Source organism: Herbidospora yilanensis (genome assembly GCF_001570565.1).
Taxonomy (GTDB): domain Bacteria; phylum Actinomycetota; class Actinomycetes; order Streptosporangiales; family Streptosporangiaceae; genus Herbidospora; species Herbidospora yilanensis.
On sequence record NZ_BBXE01000052.1, the window covers coordinates 1 to 18,522 of the forward strand.

Annotated in this window: 14 protein-coding genes; 2 read left to right on the forward strand and 12 right to left on the reverse strand. The window is 72.9% G+C overall.

The genetic code is table 11. The features are described from left to right. The 3 genes from AW273_RS34740 to AW273_RS34750 all read right to left on the reverse strand — a co-directional run. Positions 1 to 1,896: sensor histidine kinase (locus AW273_RS34740; protein WP_062357794.1), on the reverse strand; the 1,896-nt coding region annotated here is incomplete at its 3' end. Between the two features lie 32 nt (positions 1,897 to 1,928). Further along, positions 1,929 to 2,690: an expansin EXLX1 family cellulose-binding protein gene (locus tag AW273_RS34745; RefSeq protein WP_157556462.1), complete on the reverse strand. Its 762-nt coding sequence runs from the start codon at positions 2,688 to 2,690 to the stop codon at positions 1,929 to 1,931. A 43-nt stretch (positions 2,691 to 2,733) separates the two neighbouring features. Then, positions 2,734 to 3,639 carry a terpene synthase family protein gene (locus AW273_RS34750; RefSeq protein WP_062357799.1) on the reverse strand — a complete coding sequence of 302 codons (906 nt, stop codon included), beginning with the start codon at positions 3,637 to 3,639 and terminating at the stop codon, positions 2,734 to 2,736. 141 nt (positions 3,640 to 3,780) lie between these two features. Between AW273_RS34750 and glnA2 the strand changes: the two genes are divergently transcribed. Continuing rightward, on the forward strand, positions 3,781 to 5,142 hold the full coding sequence (gene glnA2 / locus AW273_RS34755; RefSeq protein ID WP_062357802.1) for a gamma-glutamylpolyamine synthetase GlnA2: 1,362 nt from the start codon (positions 3,781 to 3,783) through the stop codon (positions 5,140 to 5,142). 204 nt (positions 5,143 to 5,346) lie between these two features. Here the strand turns inward: glnA2 and AW273_RS34760 are convergent, their stop codons facing one another. The 9 genes from AW273_RS34760 to AW273_RS34800 all read right to left on the reverse strand — a co-directional run bounded on the left by AW273_RS34760 (position 5,347) and on the right by AW273_RS34800 (position 17,730). Continuing rightward, entirely contained in the window at positions 5,347 to 5,889 is a 543-nt protein-coding gene (locus AW273_RS34760; RefSeq protein ID WP_062357804.1) for an HNH endonuclease family protein, read from the reverse strand. Positions 5,890 to 6,046: 157 nt separating this feature from the next. Further along, on the reverse strand, positions 6,047 to 7,333 hold the full coding sequence (locus tag AW273_RS34765) for an AAA family ATPase (protein ID WP_062357807.1): 1,287 nt from the start codon (positions 7,331 to 7,333) through the stop codon (positions 6,047 to 6,049). A 13-nt stretch (positions 7,334 to 7,346) separates the two neighbouring features. Further along, positions 7,347 to 8,966 (reverse strand): TRAFAC clade GTPase domain-containing protein, encoded by a 1,620-nt coding sequence (locus AW273_RS34770; RefSeq protein WP_062357809.1) that lies wholly within the window; start codon positions 8,964 to 8,966, stop codon positions 7,347 to 7,349. Then, a complete protein-coding gene (locus tag AW273_RS34775) occupies positions 8,967 to 11,144 on the reverse strand; it encodes a GAP1-N2 domain-containing protein (protein WP_062357812.1) in 2,178 nt (725 codons plus the stop codon). Between the two features lie 3 nt (positions 11,145 to 11,147). Further along, a complete protein-coding gene (locus AW273_RS34780) occupies positions 11,148 to 12,254 on the reverse strand; it encodes a TRAFAC clade GTPase domain-containing protein (RefSeq protein WP_062357814.1) in 1,107 nt (368 codons plus the stop codon). After that, positions 12,251 to 14,719, reverse strand: coding sequence for a fibronectin type III domain-containing protein (locus AW273_RS34785; protein WP_062357816.1), 2,469 nt, complete (start codon positions 14,717 to 14,719; stop codon positions 12,251 to 12,253). The genes AW273_RS34780 and AW273_RS34785 overlap by 4 nt, the downstream gene beginning before the upstream one ends. Positions 14,720 to 14,726: 7 nt before the next feature. Beyond that, a complete protein-coding gene (locus AW273_RS34790) occupies positions 14,727 to 16,310 on the reverse strand; it encodes an Hsp70 family protein (protein ID WP_062357818.1) in 1,584 nt (527 codons plus the stop codon). Then, the gene (gene grpE / locus AW273_RS34795) at positions 16,310 to 16,786 is read right to left on the reverse strand and encodes a nucleotide exchange factor GrpE (protein WP_062357821.1); all 477 of its coding nucleotides are present in this window, start codon (positions 16,784 to 16,786) and stop codon (positions 16,310 to 16,312) included. Before grpE ends, AW273_RS34790 begins: the two co-directional genes overlap by 1 nt. Positions 16,787 to 16,866: 80 nt before the next feature. Next, positions 16,867 to 17,730 (reverse strand): alpha/beta hydrolase, encoded by an 864-nt coding sequence (locus tag AW273_RS34800; protein ID WP_062357824.1) that lies wholly within the window; start codon positions 17,728 to 17,730, stop codon positions 16,867 to 16,869. A gap of 55 nt (positions 17,731 to 17,785) precedes the next feature. Between AW273_RS34800 and AW273_RS34805 the strand changes: the two genes are divergently transcribed. Then, positions 17,786 to 18,478, forward strand: coding sequence for a type 1 glutamine amidotransferase (locus AW273_RS34805; RefSeq protein WP_063910210.1), 693 nt, complete (start codon positions 17,786 to 17,788; stop codon positions 18,476 to 18,478). Positions 18,479 to 18,522 lie beyond the last annotated feature (44 nt).

Sequence of the window (18,522 nt, forward strand, 5' to 3'; positions counted from 1 at the left end):
GCCTTCGGCGGAGCTCCGCACCTCGCACGTCCCGCCCAGTTCGGCGGCGCGTTCGCGCATCGACGAGAGGCCGACGCCCGGACGGGCGCCCGCGGGCAGGCCCGTGCCGTCGTCGCGGATCTCCAGGACCAGTTCCCCGGCCCGTCTGACGGTGATCGCCGACCTCGTCGCGGCGGCGTGGCGGCGGATGTTGGTGAGGGCCTCCTGGCTGATGCGGTAGGCTGCGACCTCGACCGCCGCCGGGAGGCCGGTCAGGTCGCCGTCGACGACGAGTTCGTCGGGGCCGAGGTCCTTGAGCGCCCCGCTCAGGCCGAGCTCGTCGAGGGCGGGCGGGCGCAGGCCGTAGACGAGTTCGCGGATGCCGCCGGAGACGGCGTCCATGCCGCAGCGGAGGTCGGCGAGCAGGGTGTCGGCGGTCTCGGGGCTGCCGTTGAGGCTCATGCGGGCCATCGTGATGCGCATCGCCATCGCGCTCAGCGTCTGGCCGAGGCCGTCGTGCAGGTCGCGGCGGAGCCGGCGGCGTTCCTCCTCGCGGGCGGTCAGGATGCGCTCCCGCGACCGGCGCAGGGCCGTGGTCAGCCGCATGGTGTGGGCGGCGTCGGCGATGTAGGGGATCAGCCCGGCGATCACCCGCTCGTCGTGGGCGGCGGGGAAGCGGCGGCGTCCGGGCGGGCCGATGAGCAGCGTGCCGACGGGTTCGCCGTGCCAGACGAGGTCGACCCGGCGGGCCACCACGGGCAACTCGCCCCACTGGGTGCGGGCGCCGTCGAGGTCGAGGGCCGCGCCGGTCACCGCGAGGCCCTCCCTGATGGTCTCCAGGGTGGCCAGCAGGCCGTGGACGGGGTCGCTCTGCTGGAGCCGCCGGCGCAGGTCGGCGGCGAGCGTGACCGGGTCGCCCCTGGTGCCGTAGAGGGCCCGGTCGGCCAGCCGGTGCAGCGCCCGCCTCATCGGGTGGAAGAACACCCCGGCCCCGAGGGCCACGACCAGCCCGAAGTAGCGGTCGACCTCGGCCAGGAACAGGCTGGAGGCGGTGCCGGCCAGGACGTACGCGGAGGCGAACACGGTGACCATCCCGGCGCCGACCAGCGCCCGGGTGATCAGGGTGTCGATGCCGAACAGCCGGTAACGCAGCACGGCCAGCGTGATCGCGGCGGGGATCAGCGGGATCGTGATCGCGGTGATGCCCCAGACCGGTCCGCCGATGATCCACGGCACGCTCAGGCAGGCGATGGCCAGCAGCGGCCAGAGGATCTGCCGCCGCTCGTCGCCCTCGGCCCGCCGGAACCTGATCACCAGCGACGAGAAGGCCACCAGCAGCGCCGCGGTGACGAGGGGAGGCAGCACCTCGGTGCCCGGCACGATCCAGTCGGCGGCCAGCACCACGGCCGCGAAGCCGCCCGGCCAGCACCACGCCTTCGACAGCAGCGCCCCGGTCGGGTAGAGCATCGGCAGCAGCACGCCGAGGGCGTAGGTGGTCAGGTTCCACACGCCGTGGGAGAAGACGTGGGAGAAGACGCCGAGCGGCTCGGCCACGGTGTGGCCGCCCGTCCGGGCCGGCAGCGCGGCCAGGTTGGCCGAGGCGACGCTGGCCGCCGCGCCGAGCCCGCCCAGCGTCAGCAACCAGCCGATCACCAGTTTCGGCCGCCGCTGCACCAGCAGCGCCCCGAAGAGGGAGAAGGCGACCCCCATCACGTCCTGCGGCGCGAACGGCAGCGGCCCGCCGGCGGGGCGCGGCAGCCGCTCGCCGATCACGAGGTCGGCGACGACCAGGAGGAGCGCGGCGCCCGCGATGCCCGCCGCGAGGATCCGGGCCGCCCGGTCGGGCAGTCGCATCCACCTCGGCCGGGTCTCCACGTCGGGAGAGACGCCGGTCGTCTGTCTCTCGGGCAGCTCCACGGCTTCTGAGACGGGGCCCGGTGCGCGAAAGTTCAGCAGATCTCCGGCATTTCGGGTGACGCTTTGTCAGACGGAGTGGTGATGGCCCGGACGATCGGCGGGGGCGTGCCGTAGAGGCGCTGGGAGAAGCGCTGGGTCGCGCCCGGCCGCAGCCGGACGCCGGTGACGGTGGCCTCCCCGCCGTTCACGTCGGAGACCCTCACCGTGTACGGCCCCGGCCCCGGCGCCGCCGGGAACACCCAGTAGTTGTCGGCCCCCCGGCGCAGGTCACGCCAGTGGGGCCCGCTGCGCACCCGCACGTGCGCCAGCCGGTTGCCGTGGTCGAGCACCTGCAGCGCCGCCCAGTGGACGGTCGAGCCCGGCTTCACCCGGAACGCCAGCCGCCGGGCCGGTTCGGGGTCGCGCACCTCCCGGTAGGCGATGGCGGCGCTGCCGTCGCCGCGGTCGGCGATGCTGACGAACGCCTCGGCCGACAGGTCGAGGTCACCCGGGCCGCAGGCCGGGCAGCGGTCGACCACGAGCACCCGGACCGTGCCGGTCGGCCCCGTCACGTCGAGATAGCCGCCGCAGGCGGCCGACCCGGCGTACTCGGCCGTCGACACCGAGGCGAACAACATGCCGTGGCGGGGGAGCGAGCAGTTCCCCGGCGTCCGCGCCTCGTAGAAGTAGGCCCGCCCCCGCCGGTCGGGCGAGGCGCAGACCGGGCCGGTGAGCTGGACGAACACCGCCGCCGCCACCAACGCCGCGACGGCGAACACCACCCGTGGCCTCTTACGGCGTCTCGCGTGCCTCATGCCGGATACATAGGGACACGCGGCGATCACGTTACGTAGATCTTCACTGGTAGCGCGGGGACTCCAGCAGCCATTCCAGATAGGCCCGGGGCGCCCCGAACAGCGCCGCGGCCACCTTGTCGACCTCGTCGGGCACCCCGAGCTCCGCGTATGTCTCCGGCAGCGCCTTGGCCGCGTCGGTCAGGTCCTCGGCCCGCTCCACGATCCGGTCGGCCACCCACTCGGCCGGGGCGGGCACCCCGATCCGCGAGGCGGCCACTCGCAGGTAGTTGTGCGGGTCGCCGCGCTCCTTGCCGAGTGAGGCCACGTCGTTGCACCAGGCCGTCACGTCGACCACGGCCTCCACGAGCGTCCGCCACGGCGGCGTGGCGTGCAGCCGTCCCGGCACCTCGATCCGCAGGCAGCCCTCGACGATCTCGGCGCCGGGGCCCGCGAAGACGTCCCGCCGCAGCGAGGGGTACTCCCCGGCCGACGGCACCCGCCCGATCGACCGGTTCACCGCCTGCATGCGGCAGGCCTGCGCCTGCGCCTCCATCCGCGCCGCGAACCGCTGCTCCCACGCCGGGCTCATGTCGGGCGCCGTCACCCGCCACAGGTCGGCGAACGCCGCCACCAGCGGCTCGTCGGTCGCCCGGCCGGTCCGGGCGGCGTCGCGCAGCCGGCCCTGCATCTGGTCGAGCACGGTGGTGTCCCGGCTGCCGCTGCCCTCGTCGCACCAGTCGTCGTAGGCGAGCTGCCAGGTGACCCAGCGGGCCAGCAGCTCGTTGCCCGGCAGCACCCGGGCGGCCAGCCGCTGCGGACGGGGGGAGATCGACAGCCCGTACAGCCCGGCCCAGGCCGCCAGCGCGCGCGTGTCGCACTCGACCGGCTCTCCGAGGACCGGCGGGAGACCGTACGCGAGCGGGGCCAGAACGGCCGCAGCCGAAGGTATGCGCAGCTCAGGGGTCATAAGATGACACGGTAGGTGAGCATTCACCACTTGTCCCTGAGGCGCGACGGGGTGTCCTCACGGCAGGTGCGTAACGTATGTGAAACACACAAGGGGCACACTGTAGGTGCCCAGACATGGAACTTTCGTGAGGTAGTCGCCTTGGACCGCCAGCAGGAATTCGTCCTCCGCACGCTAGAAGAGCGCGACATCCGGTTCATCCGGCTCTGGTTCACGGACGTCCTCGGTTTCCTGAAGTCCGTGGCCATCGCGCCCGCCGAGCTCGAAGGCGCGTTCGCCGAGGGCATCGGCTTCGACGGCTCCGCCATCGAGGGGTTCTCGCGCGTCTACGAGTCGGACATGCTCGCCAAGCCCGACCCGTCGACCTTCCAGATCCTCCCGTGGCGCAGCGAGACCCCCGGCGCGGCCAGGATGTTCTGCGACATCCTCATGCCCGACGGCTCCCCGTCCCACGCCGACCCCCGCTGGGTGCTCAAGCGCACCCTCGCCAGGGCCGCCGACATGGGCTTCACCTTCTACACCCACCCCGAGGTCGAGTTCTTCCTGCTCAGGAATCGCCCCGAGAAGGGCGTGCGCCCCGAGCCGATCGACGACGGCGGCTACTTCGACCACACCCCCCACAGCGCCGGCCACGACTTCCGCCGCAACGCGATCATGATGCTGGAGGCCATGGGCATCTCCGTGGAGTTCAGCCACCACGAGGGCGCCCCCGGCCAGCAGGAGATCGACCTCCGCTACGCCGACGCGTTGTCGACCGCCGACAACATCATGACGTTCCGGCTGGTCATGAAGGAGGTCGCGCTCGAACAGGGCGTCTGGGCCTCGTTCATGCCCAAGCCCTTCACCGAATACCCCGGCTCGGGCATGCACACCCACATGTCCCTCTTCGAGGGCGACCGCAACGCCTTCTACGAGCCCGGCTCCGACTACCAGCTCTCCAAGGTCGGCCGGTCGTTCATCGGCGGCCTGCTCAAGCACGCCGCCGAGATCACGGCCGTGTGCAACCAGTGGGTCAACTCCTACAAGCGGCTGTGGGGCGACACCGAGGCCATCGCGGGCGCGGGCGGCGAGGCGCCGTCGTACATCTGCTGGGGGCACAACAACCGGTCGGCCCTGGTACGGGTGCCGATGTACAAGCCGCACAAGGGCGGCTCGACCCGGATCGAGTTCCGGTCGCTCGACTCGGCCTGCAACCCCTACCTGGCGTACGCGATGATCCTCGCGGCCGGCCTGAAGGGGATCGAGGAGGGATACGACATCCCGGCCGGGGCCGAAGACGACGTGTGGGCGCTGACCTCGGGTGAGCGGCGGGCGCTGGGCATCCACCCCCTGCCGCAGTCGCTCGACGAGGCGATCACGGCGATGGAGCACTCCGAACTCGCGGCCGAGACGCTCGGGGAGCACGTGTTCGACTACTTCCTGCGCAACAAGCGGGCCGAATGGCGCGAGTACCGGCGTCAGGTGACGGAGTTCGAGCTGGGGCGTTACCTGCCCGTTCTCTAGGCACGACCGGGGGCCGGTGCCTTGGCGCCGGCCCTTCGTCGTTCTCCGCGACCTAGACGCCCGCCCAGCCGGGCAAGGGCTCACACCGCACCGTCCACTCGCCGGGCAACTCCACCCCCGGCGAAGCGGCGACGACGCCGCCCGAGGGCGAGGCCGAGCAGGGAGGCGCGGGCGAGGGAAGGGGACATCCCCTCCATTGTGGGATCAAGGTCTGATCCCGTAGGTCCTCAGTACGGCGACGACCTCCGGTCCCCCCAGGAATCGGGGCGGGTTCGGGAGAGCACTCGCGGTGATCATGGCGGCCAGCACGTCCGCGAAGGGCTGCGCGGACAACGAGGAACGGATCTCGTCGGCTTCCTCTCCCGCGCATCTGCCCAGTTCCCTCAGCATGCATTTGGTGCGGGTGAAGGCCGCCCTCCGGCCCTTCGCCAGATCCGCACGGTTGAGGCCGAACACGTCGATGGTCGCCCGGCCCTGTGGGGTGAGCGGCTCGTATTCGCCACCGGTCAGGCTGAGCCACAGATGGTCGGCCGGGTCGGTGGACGACGGATCGATCAGCAGAGGGGCGCCGACGCCGTCGCGGGGGAACCGGTCCCGCTTGCCGTGGCTGTTGCAGTGAGTACAGGCGAGCAGGTGGTTGAGCCAGTCGAAGGCGCGTAGCGGGGTCTCGTGCAGCGGCTCGAAGTGGTCGATGGCGGTGCCGAGGCTGTCACCGCAGTACATGCACCGGCTGATGCCGGTCGCCATCCCCACGAGGTGCCCGGTCAGCTTGCTCCGGGTGGTCTTCGCGGATTTCCAGGCCGCTCGGGCCCGGTCGGCGCCGGCTTCTCAGCCGACAGTCCGCCGGTACGACGGGCGAGGTCCTGGGCCAGACTCTCCGGTAACTCCACGCGATGGATGCGGATCATTCTGCCGGGCGGATCCGGGCCGCGATCTCGTCGACTCTGGCCATGAGGGAGCTGTTCAGCGTCTCCTGCAACTCCTCGAACTCCACCAGCTCTTCCAGTGTGGCCTGGCCTCGGAGGACGGCGCGCTCCAGGGCCACCAGACGCCTGCGCATGGCCTCGGCTCTGGGGGAGTAGGGCGTCTCGATGCCGAACAGGTCGCTGAGCAGGGCGTCGTCACCGCTGCCGTAGACAACGCGCTCGTAGAGGTCGTCGTCCACGACCGCCGGTGGAAGGTCTTCGTCGACTCCGGGGAGGCGGATCAGGCCACCCGGGTCGGCCGACTGGCAGATATAGGGGCTGTGCGTCGAGACGATGAACTGGATGTTGGGGAAGTGGGTCTTCAGCCAGCCGCCGATCTTCTGCTGCCAGCTCACATGGAGATGGGCGTCGATCTCGTCGATGAGCACGACTCCTGATCGGGTGATCGCCGTGCTGGGCGTCGCGTCCGGGAAGGCGGCGCTCATCTGCCGCACCAGATCGAGAACCAGGGCGGTGACCGCGCGATAGCCGTCGCTCATCTCGCGCATCGGGATCCGGCGGCCGTCTCTGCGTGCCCACAGGCCGTCGCTGTCGACGCCGTCCACCTGAAAGCCGTCAGGAAGCAGCCCGTCGTCGAGGAGGCGCAGGGCGAAGGTGAGCAGAACCGCCGCCTGCTCGTTGCCTTCGAGTCGTCTCAGGTGCAGGTCGATCAACCAGGTGATGCCTTCGGCGAGCGAGGCGTCCTCGTTGAACAGTGTCGCGAGGCGGGAGATCTGACCCGGCCGCTGCATCAGGCGCTGCGCCTCGGCCGAGCCGCCGACCAGGCGCCGGAAGGGGCCGTATCCCGCGTGGAACCAGCCCTGGAGATCGGGTGCCCAGGGACCGAGCTCGGCATCCGGAGCGTGGCCGATCATCACCACGCGACCGCTCCTGAGCCGACGCCATGAAATCATGGTCCCGGGCAGCAGGGGCCGGTCGTCGATCGAGACGTCGCCGTCATCCTGGGTGAGGCCGGTCGTCACCGTCGCCTGGGCACACTCGTCGGTGACCCAGCTCTCGAATTCGAGGGTGAGGCCCAACGCCACGTCCGGCCCGGCCAGCGCGAGCGCGATCGCCCGCAGAATGGTCGTCTTTCCGGAGCCGTTCCTGCCTGCCAGTACGGTCCAGCCGGCGTGGCTGCCGTCGGGCCGGGTCAGGCGCAGATCGAAGTCACGGGCTCCGGTGAAGCCTTTGACGTTCGAGATCTTGAGCTCCGTGACGTACACGACTCGATCGTAGTCATCTGCTGACGTACCAGAGGATCAAACCGGCGACCGTTCCTACGCTGAGCAACACGCTGGCCGCGAACAGCAGCCGTCGCACCACCGTGTAGCTCAGCGGAGGTCGCCCCTCGGGCCGGGCGCGAGGCCGCCACGGTTCCCCGGCCGCCCGGTCGACCTTCCGGTCGCCGTTCAGGCCGGTCAGCCACGTCAGCAGCCCCGCGATCTCGTCCGGCTTCGGCGGCAGCCCCGACGTCGTGTAGCGCACCTCCGAGCCCCGGTTCGACAGGTCGCGGACCAGGTTCCCCATGCCCATGGTCGTCAGCCACGCCCGAGGGTCCTCCGACGCCCCCCGCCCGGTCGTCGTCCGGTCGAGGAGGTCGCCCTTGGTCACCACCACCGCGATCCGCCGCTGGCGTCCCCCGTCCGCGCGGGTGGAGAGCTCGTTGCGGACCCGGTGGACCGTGTCGGCCGGGTCCTCCCGTGAGGGCACCACGCCCCAGGCCGCCAGAAGGTCACGGTCGGCCGGGACGAGGCTGTCCTGGACGGCGGGCAGCGCGAACGGGTCGATCAGCAGGACCATCGCCTCGCCGTGCGCCAGGTAGCCCATCGCCTCGACGCGGCCGGCCCCGGTGTAGTGCTCTCCGGAGGGGTCGAACAGGTACAGGATCCGGGCTGACACGTCCAGGATGACCGCTTTCGGCAACTGGGTGCCCGTCTTGGTCATCGTCCCGGCCGCCAGTTGGTGGCGCAGACGGAGGAAGGTCTGCTCGTCGCCCTCGTCGACGAAGCCGGCCCCGGCCGTCTCCCGCAGGGCGTCGACGGCCACCGCCAGGAACGTCGTCTTGCCCGCGTCGGGTCCGCCGACCAGCGGGACGGGCTCCACCCGGACTTTGCCGATCTTGCCGGGCAACGTCCGGCCGCAGTGGGGGCACAGGGCCCGCAGCCGGTGGCGTCCGAGCAGGATCGTGGTCGGCAGCCGCGCGCCGCAGCGGCAGACGTGCCGGAAGGCCCCGTTCCGGTCGGGGCGCAGCGCCCGGTGCCGGGCCCCGCACGACGGGCACGCGTAGATGGGCCGGGCGATCCGCGCGTAGCACCCCGGATAGGGGCAGGCCTGGAGGATGCGCCGCAGCAGCATCACCGACTGCTCCACCCCGCGCAGCAGGCCGACGAACGCCAGCCAGGCCAGCAGACCGGCCACCACCGTCACCAGGTAGGCCGCCGTGACCAGCAGCGCCACCACGCTCAGCGGCAACAGGGCGGCCAGCAGGCCGGCCATGACCGCCAGCCACAGGGGGAAGAGCACGTAGCGGCGCTCGTCCGACATCAGCACTCTGGTCAGGAAGCGGATGAGCCGCCGGACCCGCCCGTCGACGAGGGGGACCGCCCCGGCCAGGACCGACCACCAGTCGTGCCAGACCTGGGAGACCAGGTAGTGCCGGTACGCCGGTTCGGCGCCCTCAGGCGGGGCGCGCACCCCGCGGTCGGGCAGCAGGACGCGGGCCGCCGTCGCGAAGTACGCCCCCAGCGCCCCCAGCACCGCCACCGCCACGGTCGCCGCGAAGACGACCGGGAAGACGAACGCGAAGGCCGCCCACATGGCGAGGAGCCAGAAGCCGGCGAGGACGAGCCACCACATCTACCGTTCTCCGCGCCCGAACAGCCGTCTCCGCTGGCCGGCCAGTTCCCGCAGGCCGGCGGCCAGTTCGGCGTCCTGTTTGAAGCGGGCCTCCATCGAGCCGAAGCGGCCCCAGTTGTTGACCTCGGAGCGGGCCCAGGCGTCCAGGCGGGGTTCGATCACCCCGGCGACGCGCATCCTGATCGCGATCTCCAGGAGGGCCATCTGCTGGTCGCGGTTGCGGCGGGGTTTGAGCCATTCGGGGATCAGCCAGCGGCGGGTCGCGTCGGTGACGGCCTTGGCGACCGTCGAGCGGAAGCGGGGGTCGCGGGCGGCCAGCACCTTCGCGGCGGTCGCGCGGGTCAGTTCGGCGAGTTCGGCGTTGCCCTCACGGGTGAGGTCGGTCAGGCGGTCGATCGCGCCGGCGGCGTCCACCGGCGTGGGGGCCGACGGCAGGCGGGCGGCGATCAGGGTCGCCTCGGCGTCGTCGGCGGGGAAGCCGGGCAGGCCGTCGCGGACACGTTCGGCCAGTGCCAGGGCCTCGCCGCTGGCCAGGCCCGCCTTGACGAACGCGCGGCCGGGGAGTTCGCCCAGGGTCGGGCTGGCGTCCATGCGGGGGCCGAGCAGGTCGACCAGGCGGCCGATCTCGCCCGGCGTCGGCTGCGCGGTCCAGAGCGACGGGAGGACCTGTTCGCGGAAGCCGTCGAACGCGCGGTCCATGAGCTCGGCGGTGGTCTCGACACGGTCGCGGCCCCCGTGGAGCGTCTGCCAGCGCAGCACCGCCACGCCGGTGCGGGGGGCGCGGCGCCAGTCGCGGCGGGCCCCGGCGAGCAGGCCGCACAGGGTGGCGCCAACCTCGCCGGGGGCGGCCTCCAGGCCGGCCACGTATCCGGCGATCACCGGCTCGCGCCAGGCCGAGGGGACGCGGGCCAGCTCGGCCGCCGCCTCCTCCTGGTTGCCGGGCACGGCCCGCGCCGCCGCCGACTCCACCTCGGCCGCGTCGACCGGCAGGTCGCAGGCGTCGGCCACCCGCGCGATCCCGGCCACCTGGGCGGGGGTGACGGCCGACCGCAACGCGGCGGTGGCCTCTGCTCCGAGCGCGGACGCGTGGCCGGGGGGCGGCAGCCGTACCGGCAACGGCAGCGCCGGGTCGCGCAGCGCGAGCGACACGCACCGGGCCGCGCCCTCGGCGGCGTGGACGGCCACCTCGGCGGCCAGGTCGTAGGTCAGCAGCCCGGCCTGGGACGCCAGCCGCTGCCACGCCCAGTCGGGCAGGCCGCCCATGGACAACCGGGCGACGGCGGTCTGCTCCTCGGGGGAGACCGTGTGGTCGCCCCGGCACAGCGCCAGCAGCGCCGCCGCCGTCTCGGGGTCGTCGCCCAGTTCGCCGAGCGCGTCGAGCCCGTCGAGGTCGCCGCGCCGCCAGAACCCGGCGACGGTCCCGGCGAAGCGGCCGGTCCGCACCGGCGCGGGCGGCTCGTCGAGCCGGACGACGGTCGCGTCGACGTCGGGCGGGATCCGCACGTCGGGGGTGGTCCCGGCGATGACCTGGCCCGACGAGGCGGGGTCGGCCGTGTACGTCACGAACGACAACCGGATCGCCGACGCCCACGGCAGCGAGAACGAGATCACCGCGATCCACCGCACCACCTCGGCCACGTCGGCGCTGACCAGCACCAGCCGCCCGTGCCCCCGGGTGAGGAACAGCCGCACCGCCTCCAGCAGCCCGCCGAGCCGCACGTAGGCGTCGGGGCCGAGGGAGGCCAGCCACGCCACCAGCCCCTCGGGGTCGAGGAACGGGCCCGGCGACGGCTCCAGCGGGGGCAACTCCGGGCCGTCGGACGGCCGGGCGGCCCACCAGGGCGCCTCCCAGAACTCGATCGGCCGCAACCCGACCAGTTCCCCCTCGCCCGGCACCACGGCGTGCGCCAGGAAGTTCCCATAACGTCCGGAATAGTCCTGGCCCAGGTAGACGCACCGGGCGAGCACCCCGGCCCCGTAGGCCATGGCGACCGGCAACGCGGCGATCTCGGCGGGGGTCGGCGCGAGCGGGGCGTCCGGCGGGGGCTGGTAGACCAGGTAAGGCGCGCTGCGCTCCCGCAGGACCGGCGGCAGGCCGGGGGTCTCGGCGGTCACCTGGAACCCCGAACGGCCCGAGGGTCCCGATTCGGCCGACGTGTAGTGGAGCTGCCAGGCCATGACCTACCTCCGCACGCCGTCGAGCATCTTGAACCGGTGCAGGAGCCAGAGCAGCGGATCCTCCACCCGATAGGGGCGGATGCCGCCGGGGCCGACCTCGGCCTCCCCGGGCACCTCGCCGAGCGACGACAACGCGAAGAACGCGAAGTCGGCGTAGTTCTGCCGCAGATAGCGGTCGAGCCCCCCGGCCTGCCAGCTCTCCAGCAGCGCCCGGACCTGCTCGTGCACGCCCTCGTGGTCGTCGAGGTCGAAGGCCCCGGAGGGGGCCCGCGACCGGTGCAGCGCCGAGGACGTCTCGCGCCGCAGTACGTCGATCTTGCTGAGCGCCACCGCCACGGGGATCCTCAACGGCCCGTCCCCGGTGCGCAGCAGCTCCGTCACCCGGGCGATCACGTTCACCGGGTCGCTGTCGGGGTCGCTGTCGGGGTCGTCCGGCGGCTTCCGCAACGAGGAGGGGTCGACCAGGAACACCACGGCGTCCGAGGCCCGCAGGTAGCGCAGGTGCCGTTCGGTCACCTCGCGGCTGCGCAGGTCCTCGCCCGCCGTGTCGAACAGCACCAGCGTCAGCGCGGCCCGGCGGCTCCGGAAGCGGCCCTTCACCGTCCGGGTCAGCAGATAGACGAGCGGGTCGCGCAGGGTGTCGGTCACCGCCGACTGGGTGGCCCGCAGCAGCCGGTGCTCGCCGAACAACGGCCGGGCGAAGTCGCGGCGGTAGCGTTCGATCGTCCGGTCGTCGCACGGCACCAGCGACGCGTCGAGCTCGGCGCCCACCCGGTTCATCAGCTCGTGCAGCAGCACCGCGATGTACGTGCTCTTGCCCGAGCCCTTGGCCCCGACGAGGGCGACGATCCGGCCGGGGTTGGCGCAGTACTCGGCGGCCAGGCCGCTGTGACACTCCGGGCAGACCCGCCGACCGGTGTCGCGCCCGCACGCCGGGCAGCCGGCCCGCCGTCCGGGCCGCCGCACCTGGAAGACCGGCGGCAGCGACGGGGGAGTGCCGCCCCGCAACCTCCCGAGGAGCTCGTCGGCCACCGGATCGCAGCCGCCGGAGCACCGGAACGCGATCCGGTCCTCGGCCACCCGGGCGAAGCAGTACGGACAGGTGATCATGACCCCGCCTTCAGCCGCCGCACCGGCGGGCCGATCAGCTCGACTCCCGGGGCGAAGCACTTCAGCCAGTACGGCTTCGCCCGCCGGGGGGCGGCGACCTCGAACCGGGCGGGGGTCCGCACCCCGGTCCACTCGGCCAGCACCGTGCCCTGGTCCTCCGACAGCGGCTCCACCCGGCCCGGCCGCAGCACCAGCGCCAGCCGGGCCAGCGTCACCGGCCGCTCCGCGTCGACCTCGACGACCAGCCGCCGCCGCCAGAACGGCCCGGTCCGGGACAGGTCGTAACGCACCGTCGCCGCCGCCTCCAGCGACCGGGACAGGCCCGGCCCGCGCAGCCGCACCCCGGCCACCAGCGCCGTCGGCACCACCTCGACCGTGACGGGTTCGTCCTCGGCCACGTCGAGCCGGATCCCGCCCTGCGCCCGGTAGGACGCCGCGCTCACCAGCGTCGCCGCGCCGTTCACCACCACCTCGACCTCGGGCACGTCGGCCGGCCAGTCGAGCCCGACGTGGAGCGTGCGGCCGAGGCGCTCGGCGGTCAGCGAGCGCGGCGGGGTCAGGTTGACGTGCTCCCGCGCGCCGCCGATCGTGGCCAGGTCGCCCGCCACGGTCAGCGCCAGCAGCACCCCCGACGCCGCCCTGACCAGGTGGCCGTCGGGCGCGGGCAGCACCGCCAGGGCGCGGCCGGTGGCGCGCGCCTCGGCCAGGGAGACCGTGGTGCCGTAGGGCCACGGGGGAGCCGACTCCAGCAGCCGGAACTCCACGTGACCGGCGGGCGGCGGCGCGCAGCGCAGCAGGACCTGCCCGTCGGGCGCGGGTTCGACGGTGAACTCCTCGACGGGCACGGGACGGGCGTGCGGGGTGGCGCGGGCGCGGACCCCGGCCGTCGTCACCCCACCCGAATAGACCGCCTTGATCAGGTAGACGTGTCCGGTGCCGTTGTGCACCTTCCGGTCGACGAAGCCGTCGCCGTCGAGCTCGATCGGCGTCCCGTCGCGGGTCACCACGACTCCGGCCGCCGCCGGAGGCCGGGTCCAGCGGCCGGTGACCAGGCCGTCGCCCGCCCGCACGCGCACGTCGGCGACCTCGGGCCGCACGGTGACGGGTGGCGCGGTGGTCACGCGGGCGGCGGCGGAACCCCGTCGGGCCACCACGCCGTAGACGACCGGCTCGTCGATCGGCGGTGCCGGGTCGGTCACGCGGAACGGCTCGCCGCCGTCGATGGGAAAGCCGTTTCTCAGGATTTCGTACGATATTTCGCCCGCCTTCGAGCCCGACGGCCGCCACGTGACGACCACCGACGCGCCGTCGGCCCTGGCCGTCACCTCCTCGGCGGGCAGCGGGGCCAGCCGCCGCTGCAGATCGGCCGCCCCCGGCAGGTCGGGCACCCGGCGCAGCGCGTCGGCCAAAGCGAGCCAGGCCTCGTCGGAGTCGCGGGCGGCCAGCGCCTTGTCCCGCAGCGCCTCGGCGGCGGCCAGCCGGGCCCGGATCTCGGCGGCCAGCTCCGCGGCGGGCCCGTCGAGCTCCGTCAGGGTGGCGGCCAGGTCGGCGGCGGCGTGGATCTCCCCGGCGTCGGCCAGCTCCCGCAGCCGCGCCCGCGGCCCGGCCGCGACCCCGGTCTCCTGCCGGACCGCGAACACCAGCCGCCGCGCCTCGGCGGCCTCCAGCCCCAGGTCGTCGACGGCGTGGCGGAGCAGGGTGTCGTCGTAGGGGTGCTCACGAACCCGTTCGCGCAACCGGGTCACCAGGTCGTAGCGGATCAGCGCCGCCGGGTCGGACCTCAGCGCGGTCAGCAGGGTGTCGGCCGCCGTCGTCCACGGTCCCCGCGTCCGCCGCCGCCAGTCGGCCTCCACCGCCGCGAGCGGCAGGCTCCCCGGGCGCAGCACCCGGTAGGGCCCCCTCTCGCCGAGTACGAAGGCGGCCAGGTGCCGCACCTGGAGCGTGTCGAGCGCCTCCCGGACCCGGTCGTAGGCGGCATAGGGCGAGACGGCCGGCAACGCCTCGGGCTCCTGGACGGCGACCCCCAGCTCACGCGCCAGCGGGCCCAGGTCGCAGCCGGTCGACCGGGCGATGCCGTCGGCCACCTCCGGGGTGACCATGCGCAGCCGTCCGGCCGCGTCGTCGAGCCGCCGACGGGCCTCCTCCAGCCTGGCGCGGTCGCGGGCCCCGGCCTCGGCCAGCGCGCTCCGCAGCGGCCCGAGGTCGCCGCCGGCCGCCGCGTCGAAGATCGGGGCCAGCCGGGCGTGGTCGGCTTCGAGCCGGTCGACGAGCCGCCGGAACTTGAGCTGGCTCCGCTGCCGCCGCCAGCACTGCCGCACGGCCCTGACCGTGTCGCCCACGTCGTCGCCGACGTCGGCCAGGTCGTGGCCCAGGGCGTACCGGACCAGCAGGTCGTCGGGCGGAGCGCCCGCCGCGCGGGCCGGATCGAGCACCTCCCGCACGTAGCGGGCCTCGTCGAAGGGCATCGCGGGGTCAGCTGACCGTCAGGTGCGACAGGCTCGCCCGCGACTCGGCGACGTCCTCCTCCGTCATGCCGCCGATCTGCACGTTCAGGTCGAGCTGCTGCCCCGTCTCGTGCTCGCGCGCGGTCACGTGGAGCAGCCCGGAGGTGTCGAGGGTGAACGTCACCTCGATCGGGAACCCGGCCGGTTTCCCCGGTGGGATCGCCAGGTCGCCCTCGGCGATGCGGTTGTTGTCCTCGACCGCCTCCGACGCCTCGGCCCCGGCCTGCTCCATCACCTCGATGGCGACCCGGGTCTGGTAGTCGTCGAGGGTGGCGAACCCCTCGGTCACGTCGGCGGGCAGCGGGTCGTTGGCCTGGACCAGATGGGCGACGTACTCGCGGCGGGTGTTCACCGAGACGGCCTTGATGCCGAAGGCCCGCGAGGCGACCGTCTTGATCGTGCGCCCGGCGATGCGCTGCCGCTCGCCCGAGCTCAGGCCCGCGCGGGCGGCCATCTCCTCGGCCTGTTCGCGGGCTCCGCCCGCCAGCAGCCGCCGGTACGTCTCCTCGAAGGCGTAGAGGGCCGCGCCCTTGGCCACCGCGAGGTCGGGGTCCTGCAACCGGGGCTGCACCCCGAGCTCCTTGGCCAGCGCCTCGGCCACCGACGGCATCTTCGACGAGCCGCCCACCAGCACCAGGTGGTCGAACGACTCGACGCCCTTCGACCGGGCGGTCGCCAGGGTCCGGCGGGTGATCTCGACCGTGCGGTCGAGCAGGTCGCGGGTGAGCCGCTCGAAGTCCTCGCGCGACACCTCGGCCTTGGCCACCCGGCCGTCGTGCATGACCCGGACGGTGTGCCGGGTCCGCGAGGTCAGCGACTTCTTCAGCTCCTCGGCGTCGCGGCGTAACTGCTGCTCGGTCTGCTTGTCGTCGAGCGGGTCGGTCACGTCGGGGTGTTCCAGCCGGAACCGTTCGGCCAGCAGCTCGACCAGGCGGTCGTCCCAGTCGGCGCCGCCGAGCTCGTGGTCGCCGTCGGTGCACACGACCTCGATGTCGCCGCCGGTCAGGGTGATGACGGTGGTGTCGAAGGTGCCGCCGCCCAGGTCGTACACGAGGATCCGGCAGTCTTCGCCCGGGTTGAGCACGCCGTAGGTGATCGCGGCGGCGATCGGCTCGGAGATGATGTCGATCACGTTGAGCCCGGCGATCTGACCGGCCTTGCGGGTCGCGTCGCGCTCGGCCGCGCCGAAATAGGCCGGGACGGTGACGACGACGTCCTCGACGCGGGAGCCGGTGGCCATCTCGGCGTCGGCGGCCAGCTTCCGGAGCACGAACGCCGAGATCTCCTCGGGCGTGTAGGGCCGCCCGTGCATGGTGCGGGTGACGTCGAGGCCCATGTCGCGCTTGACGCGGCTGACCACCAGGTCGGGTTCGAGGACCGCGCTGTCCTTGGCGGTCTGGCCGACCACGACGTTCTCGGGCGTCTCGAAGAACACCACCGAGGGCGTCGTGTCGGCGTCTTCGGCGTTGCGGTGGACCGTCGGCCGGCTCACGTCGTCGACGCTCGCGATGCAGGAGTAGGTGGTGCCCAGGTCGATGCCGTGCACGGCCATCAGTAGATCTCCTCTTTTCCTATGACGACCCCCGCCTTGCGCAGCACCCGCTCCCCGGCGCGGAACCCCTCGCTGACCACGCTCACGACCCTGTTCGGCGGGCCTTCGGCCGTGCCCGCGGGCCGGTGGAGCGCGGGATCGTAGACGTCGCCCTCGGCCACCTCGATCCGGTCGGCGCCGGTCCGGGCCAGCACCTCGGCGACCTCCTCGGCGATGGCCTCCAGCAGGGCGCGCGAATGGCCGGGCTCCAGCCGGGCCGCCTCGCGGGTGACCGTGTCGTGGAGCCGGTAGAGGCCGTTGCGCACCGGGGTGAGCGCCTCCTGGAGCAGGCCGTGGCGCAGTTCCTGGTTCTCGGCGTGCAGCCGGTCGATGATCTGCTCACGGTGGGCGGCGCGTTCGTGCTCCCGCCCGACCTCCTCGGTGAGCCGCGCCAGGGTCGCCGCGAGATCGGAGGTCAGGTCGTGCTCAGGAAGCATGCGAATCCCGTCAAGTGATCCGGAAAGCCTGGCGCCAGCCACAGTTTCAGGAAATTTCCTGCGGCGCGCAACAGAAATGGCTATTGCCGTATATCGGTGAGACGTTCGACCAGAACCCGCACACACCGCGGATCGAACGCGATCGTGTAGTGGTTGCAGTCGGGCACCACCTCGTCGGCGAGCGCCGGGAGCTCCGCGCGCCAGGCCTCCGCCAGGGGGTCGGGGAGCAGGCCCACCTCCTGGTTCAGCAGCCCGCGAGGTGCCCTGATCAGCGACAACGGGTGGCCGATGGCGTGCAGGGCCGCACTGATCGCGGCCGTCTCCGACAACAACCAGCGGCCGTCGGCGCGCACCGCCTTCTCGACGGCGCGTGACCTGACCCCGCTCTCGACGGGGAGGACGTCGTATCGGACGTAGCGGTCGACGGCGGGGGACCAGTCCTGCAAGGCAGGGTGTTGTTGAAAAAAGGCGACATAAGAATCTTCATCGGGAAATATCTGACTAAGCCGGGTGAGGGCCGGGCCGAGGGTCGCCTCCAGCGTCTGGTCGACGTCCAGGCCGGGCGGCAGGGGGAGCGGCAGGCCGCCGTCGACCAGCACCGTCTTGGCGTAGGTCCGCTGGACGGACTGCAGCACGGCCACATAGGCGCCCATCGAGTGGCCCGTCAGGACCGTCGTCTCGTCGGCGCCCAGATGCTCCGCCACCCGCCCGACGTCGTCGGCGTGCGCCTGGAGCCCGAAGGGGCCCGGGACGTCGCGGCTGTGGCCCCGGCCGCGCAGGTCCATCGCGGCCAGCGTCCAGCCCTCCGGGAGGGCCTCGCCGACGGCCGCCCAGGCCATCAGCGACGCGGTGATGCCGTGCACGGCGATGATCAGGCGGGGGCCGCTCCCGAACCGGGCCAGGCGCAGTTCGCCGCCGGGCACGGGGACGTTCTCTACGTACATCCCGCCATCCTGTCCCACGATCGGGCCTGTTTATGCTCGGGGGGTGAGTGCGCGCGTGACCGTGATCGAGCACGAAGCCGAAGCCGGTCTGGGATATTTCGCCGGGTGGCTCGGCGACGTGGTGGTCCACCGGCCCTACCTGGGCGAGGCCCTGCCCGACGAGCCCGGAGACGGCCTGCTCGTCCTCGGCGGCGCGGCGTCGGCCTGGGACGACGCGAACTACCCGTGGCTGCCCGCGACCCGGGCGCTGCTGCGCGCCGCGGTCGAGCACGAGGTGCCGACCCTGGGCGTCTGCCTGGGCGCCCAGCTCATGACGCTCGCCTGCGGCGGCCAGGTCACGCGCGGCGCGAACGGGCTCGAAGTCGGGCTCGGCGAGATCGTGCCATTGACGGACGACCGGCTGCTCGGGCATCTGACCGGCCCGGTCCCGGCGATCCAGTACCACCAGGACGCGATGACCGTCCTTCCCGACGAAGCGGTCCTGATCGCCACGGGCACGCAGTATCCCCACCAGGCGTTCCGCATGGGGCCCTGCGCGTGGGGGGTGCAATTCCACCCGGAGGCCACTCCCGCCATTTTCGCGCAATGGACGACGGAATTGACAACACACCCCGCCGAAGAGTTGAACGAGCAGGTCAGTGCGGCCGAAGCTGGTCTGGTGGCCTCGTGGAGGCCGCTGGCCGAGGCGTTCGCGGCGGTCGTCGCGGAAAACGCGCGTAGTGGCTCGATTACGGTCCGAAACCACTAACGACGTCGCACAAGCCGTGGGGTTACCGTGTGCGAAAGTTTGCG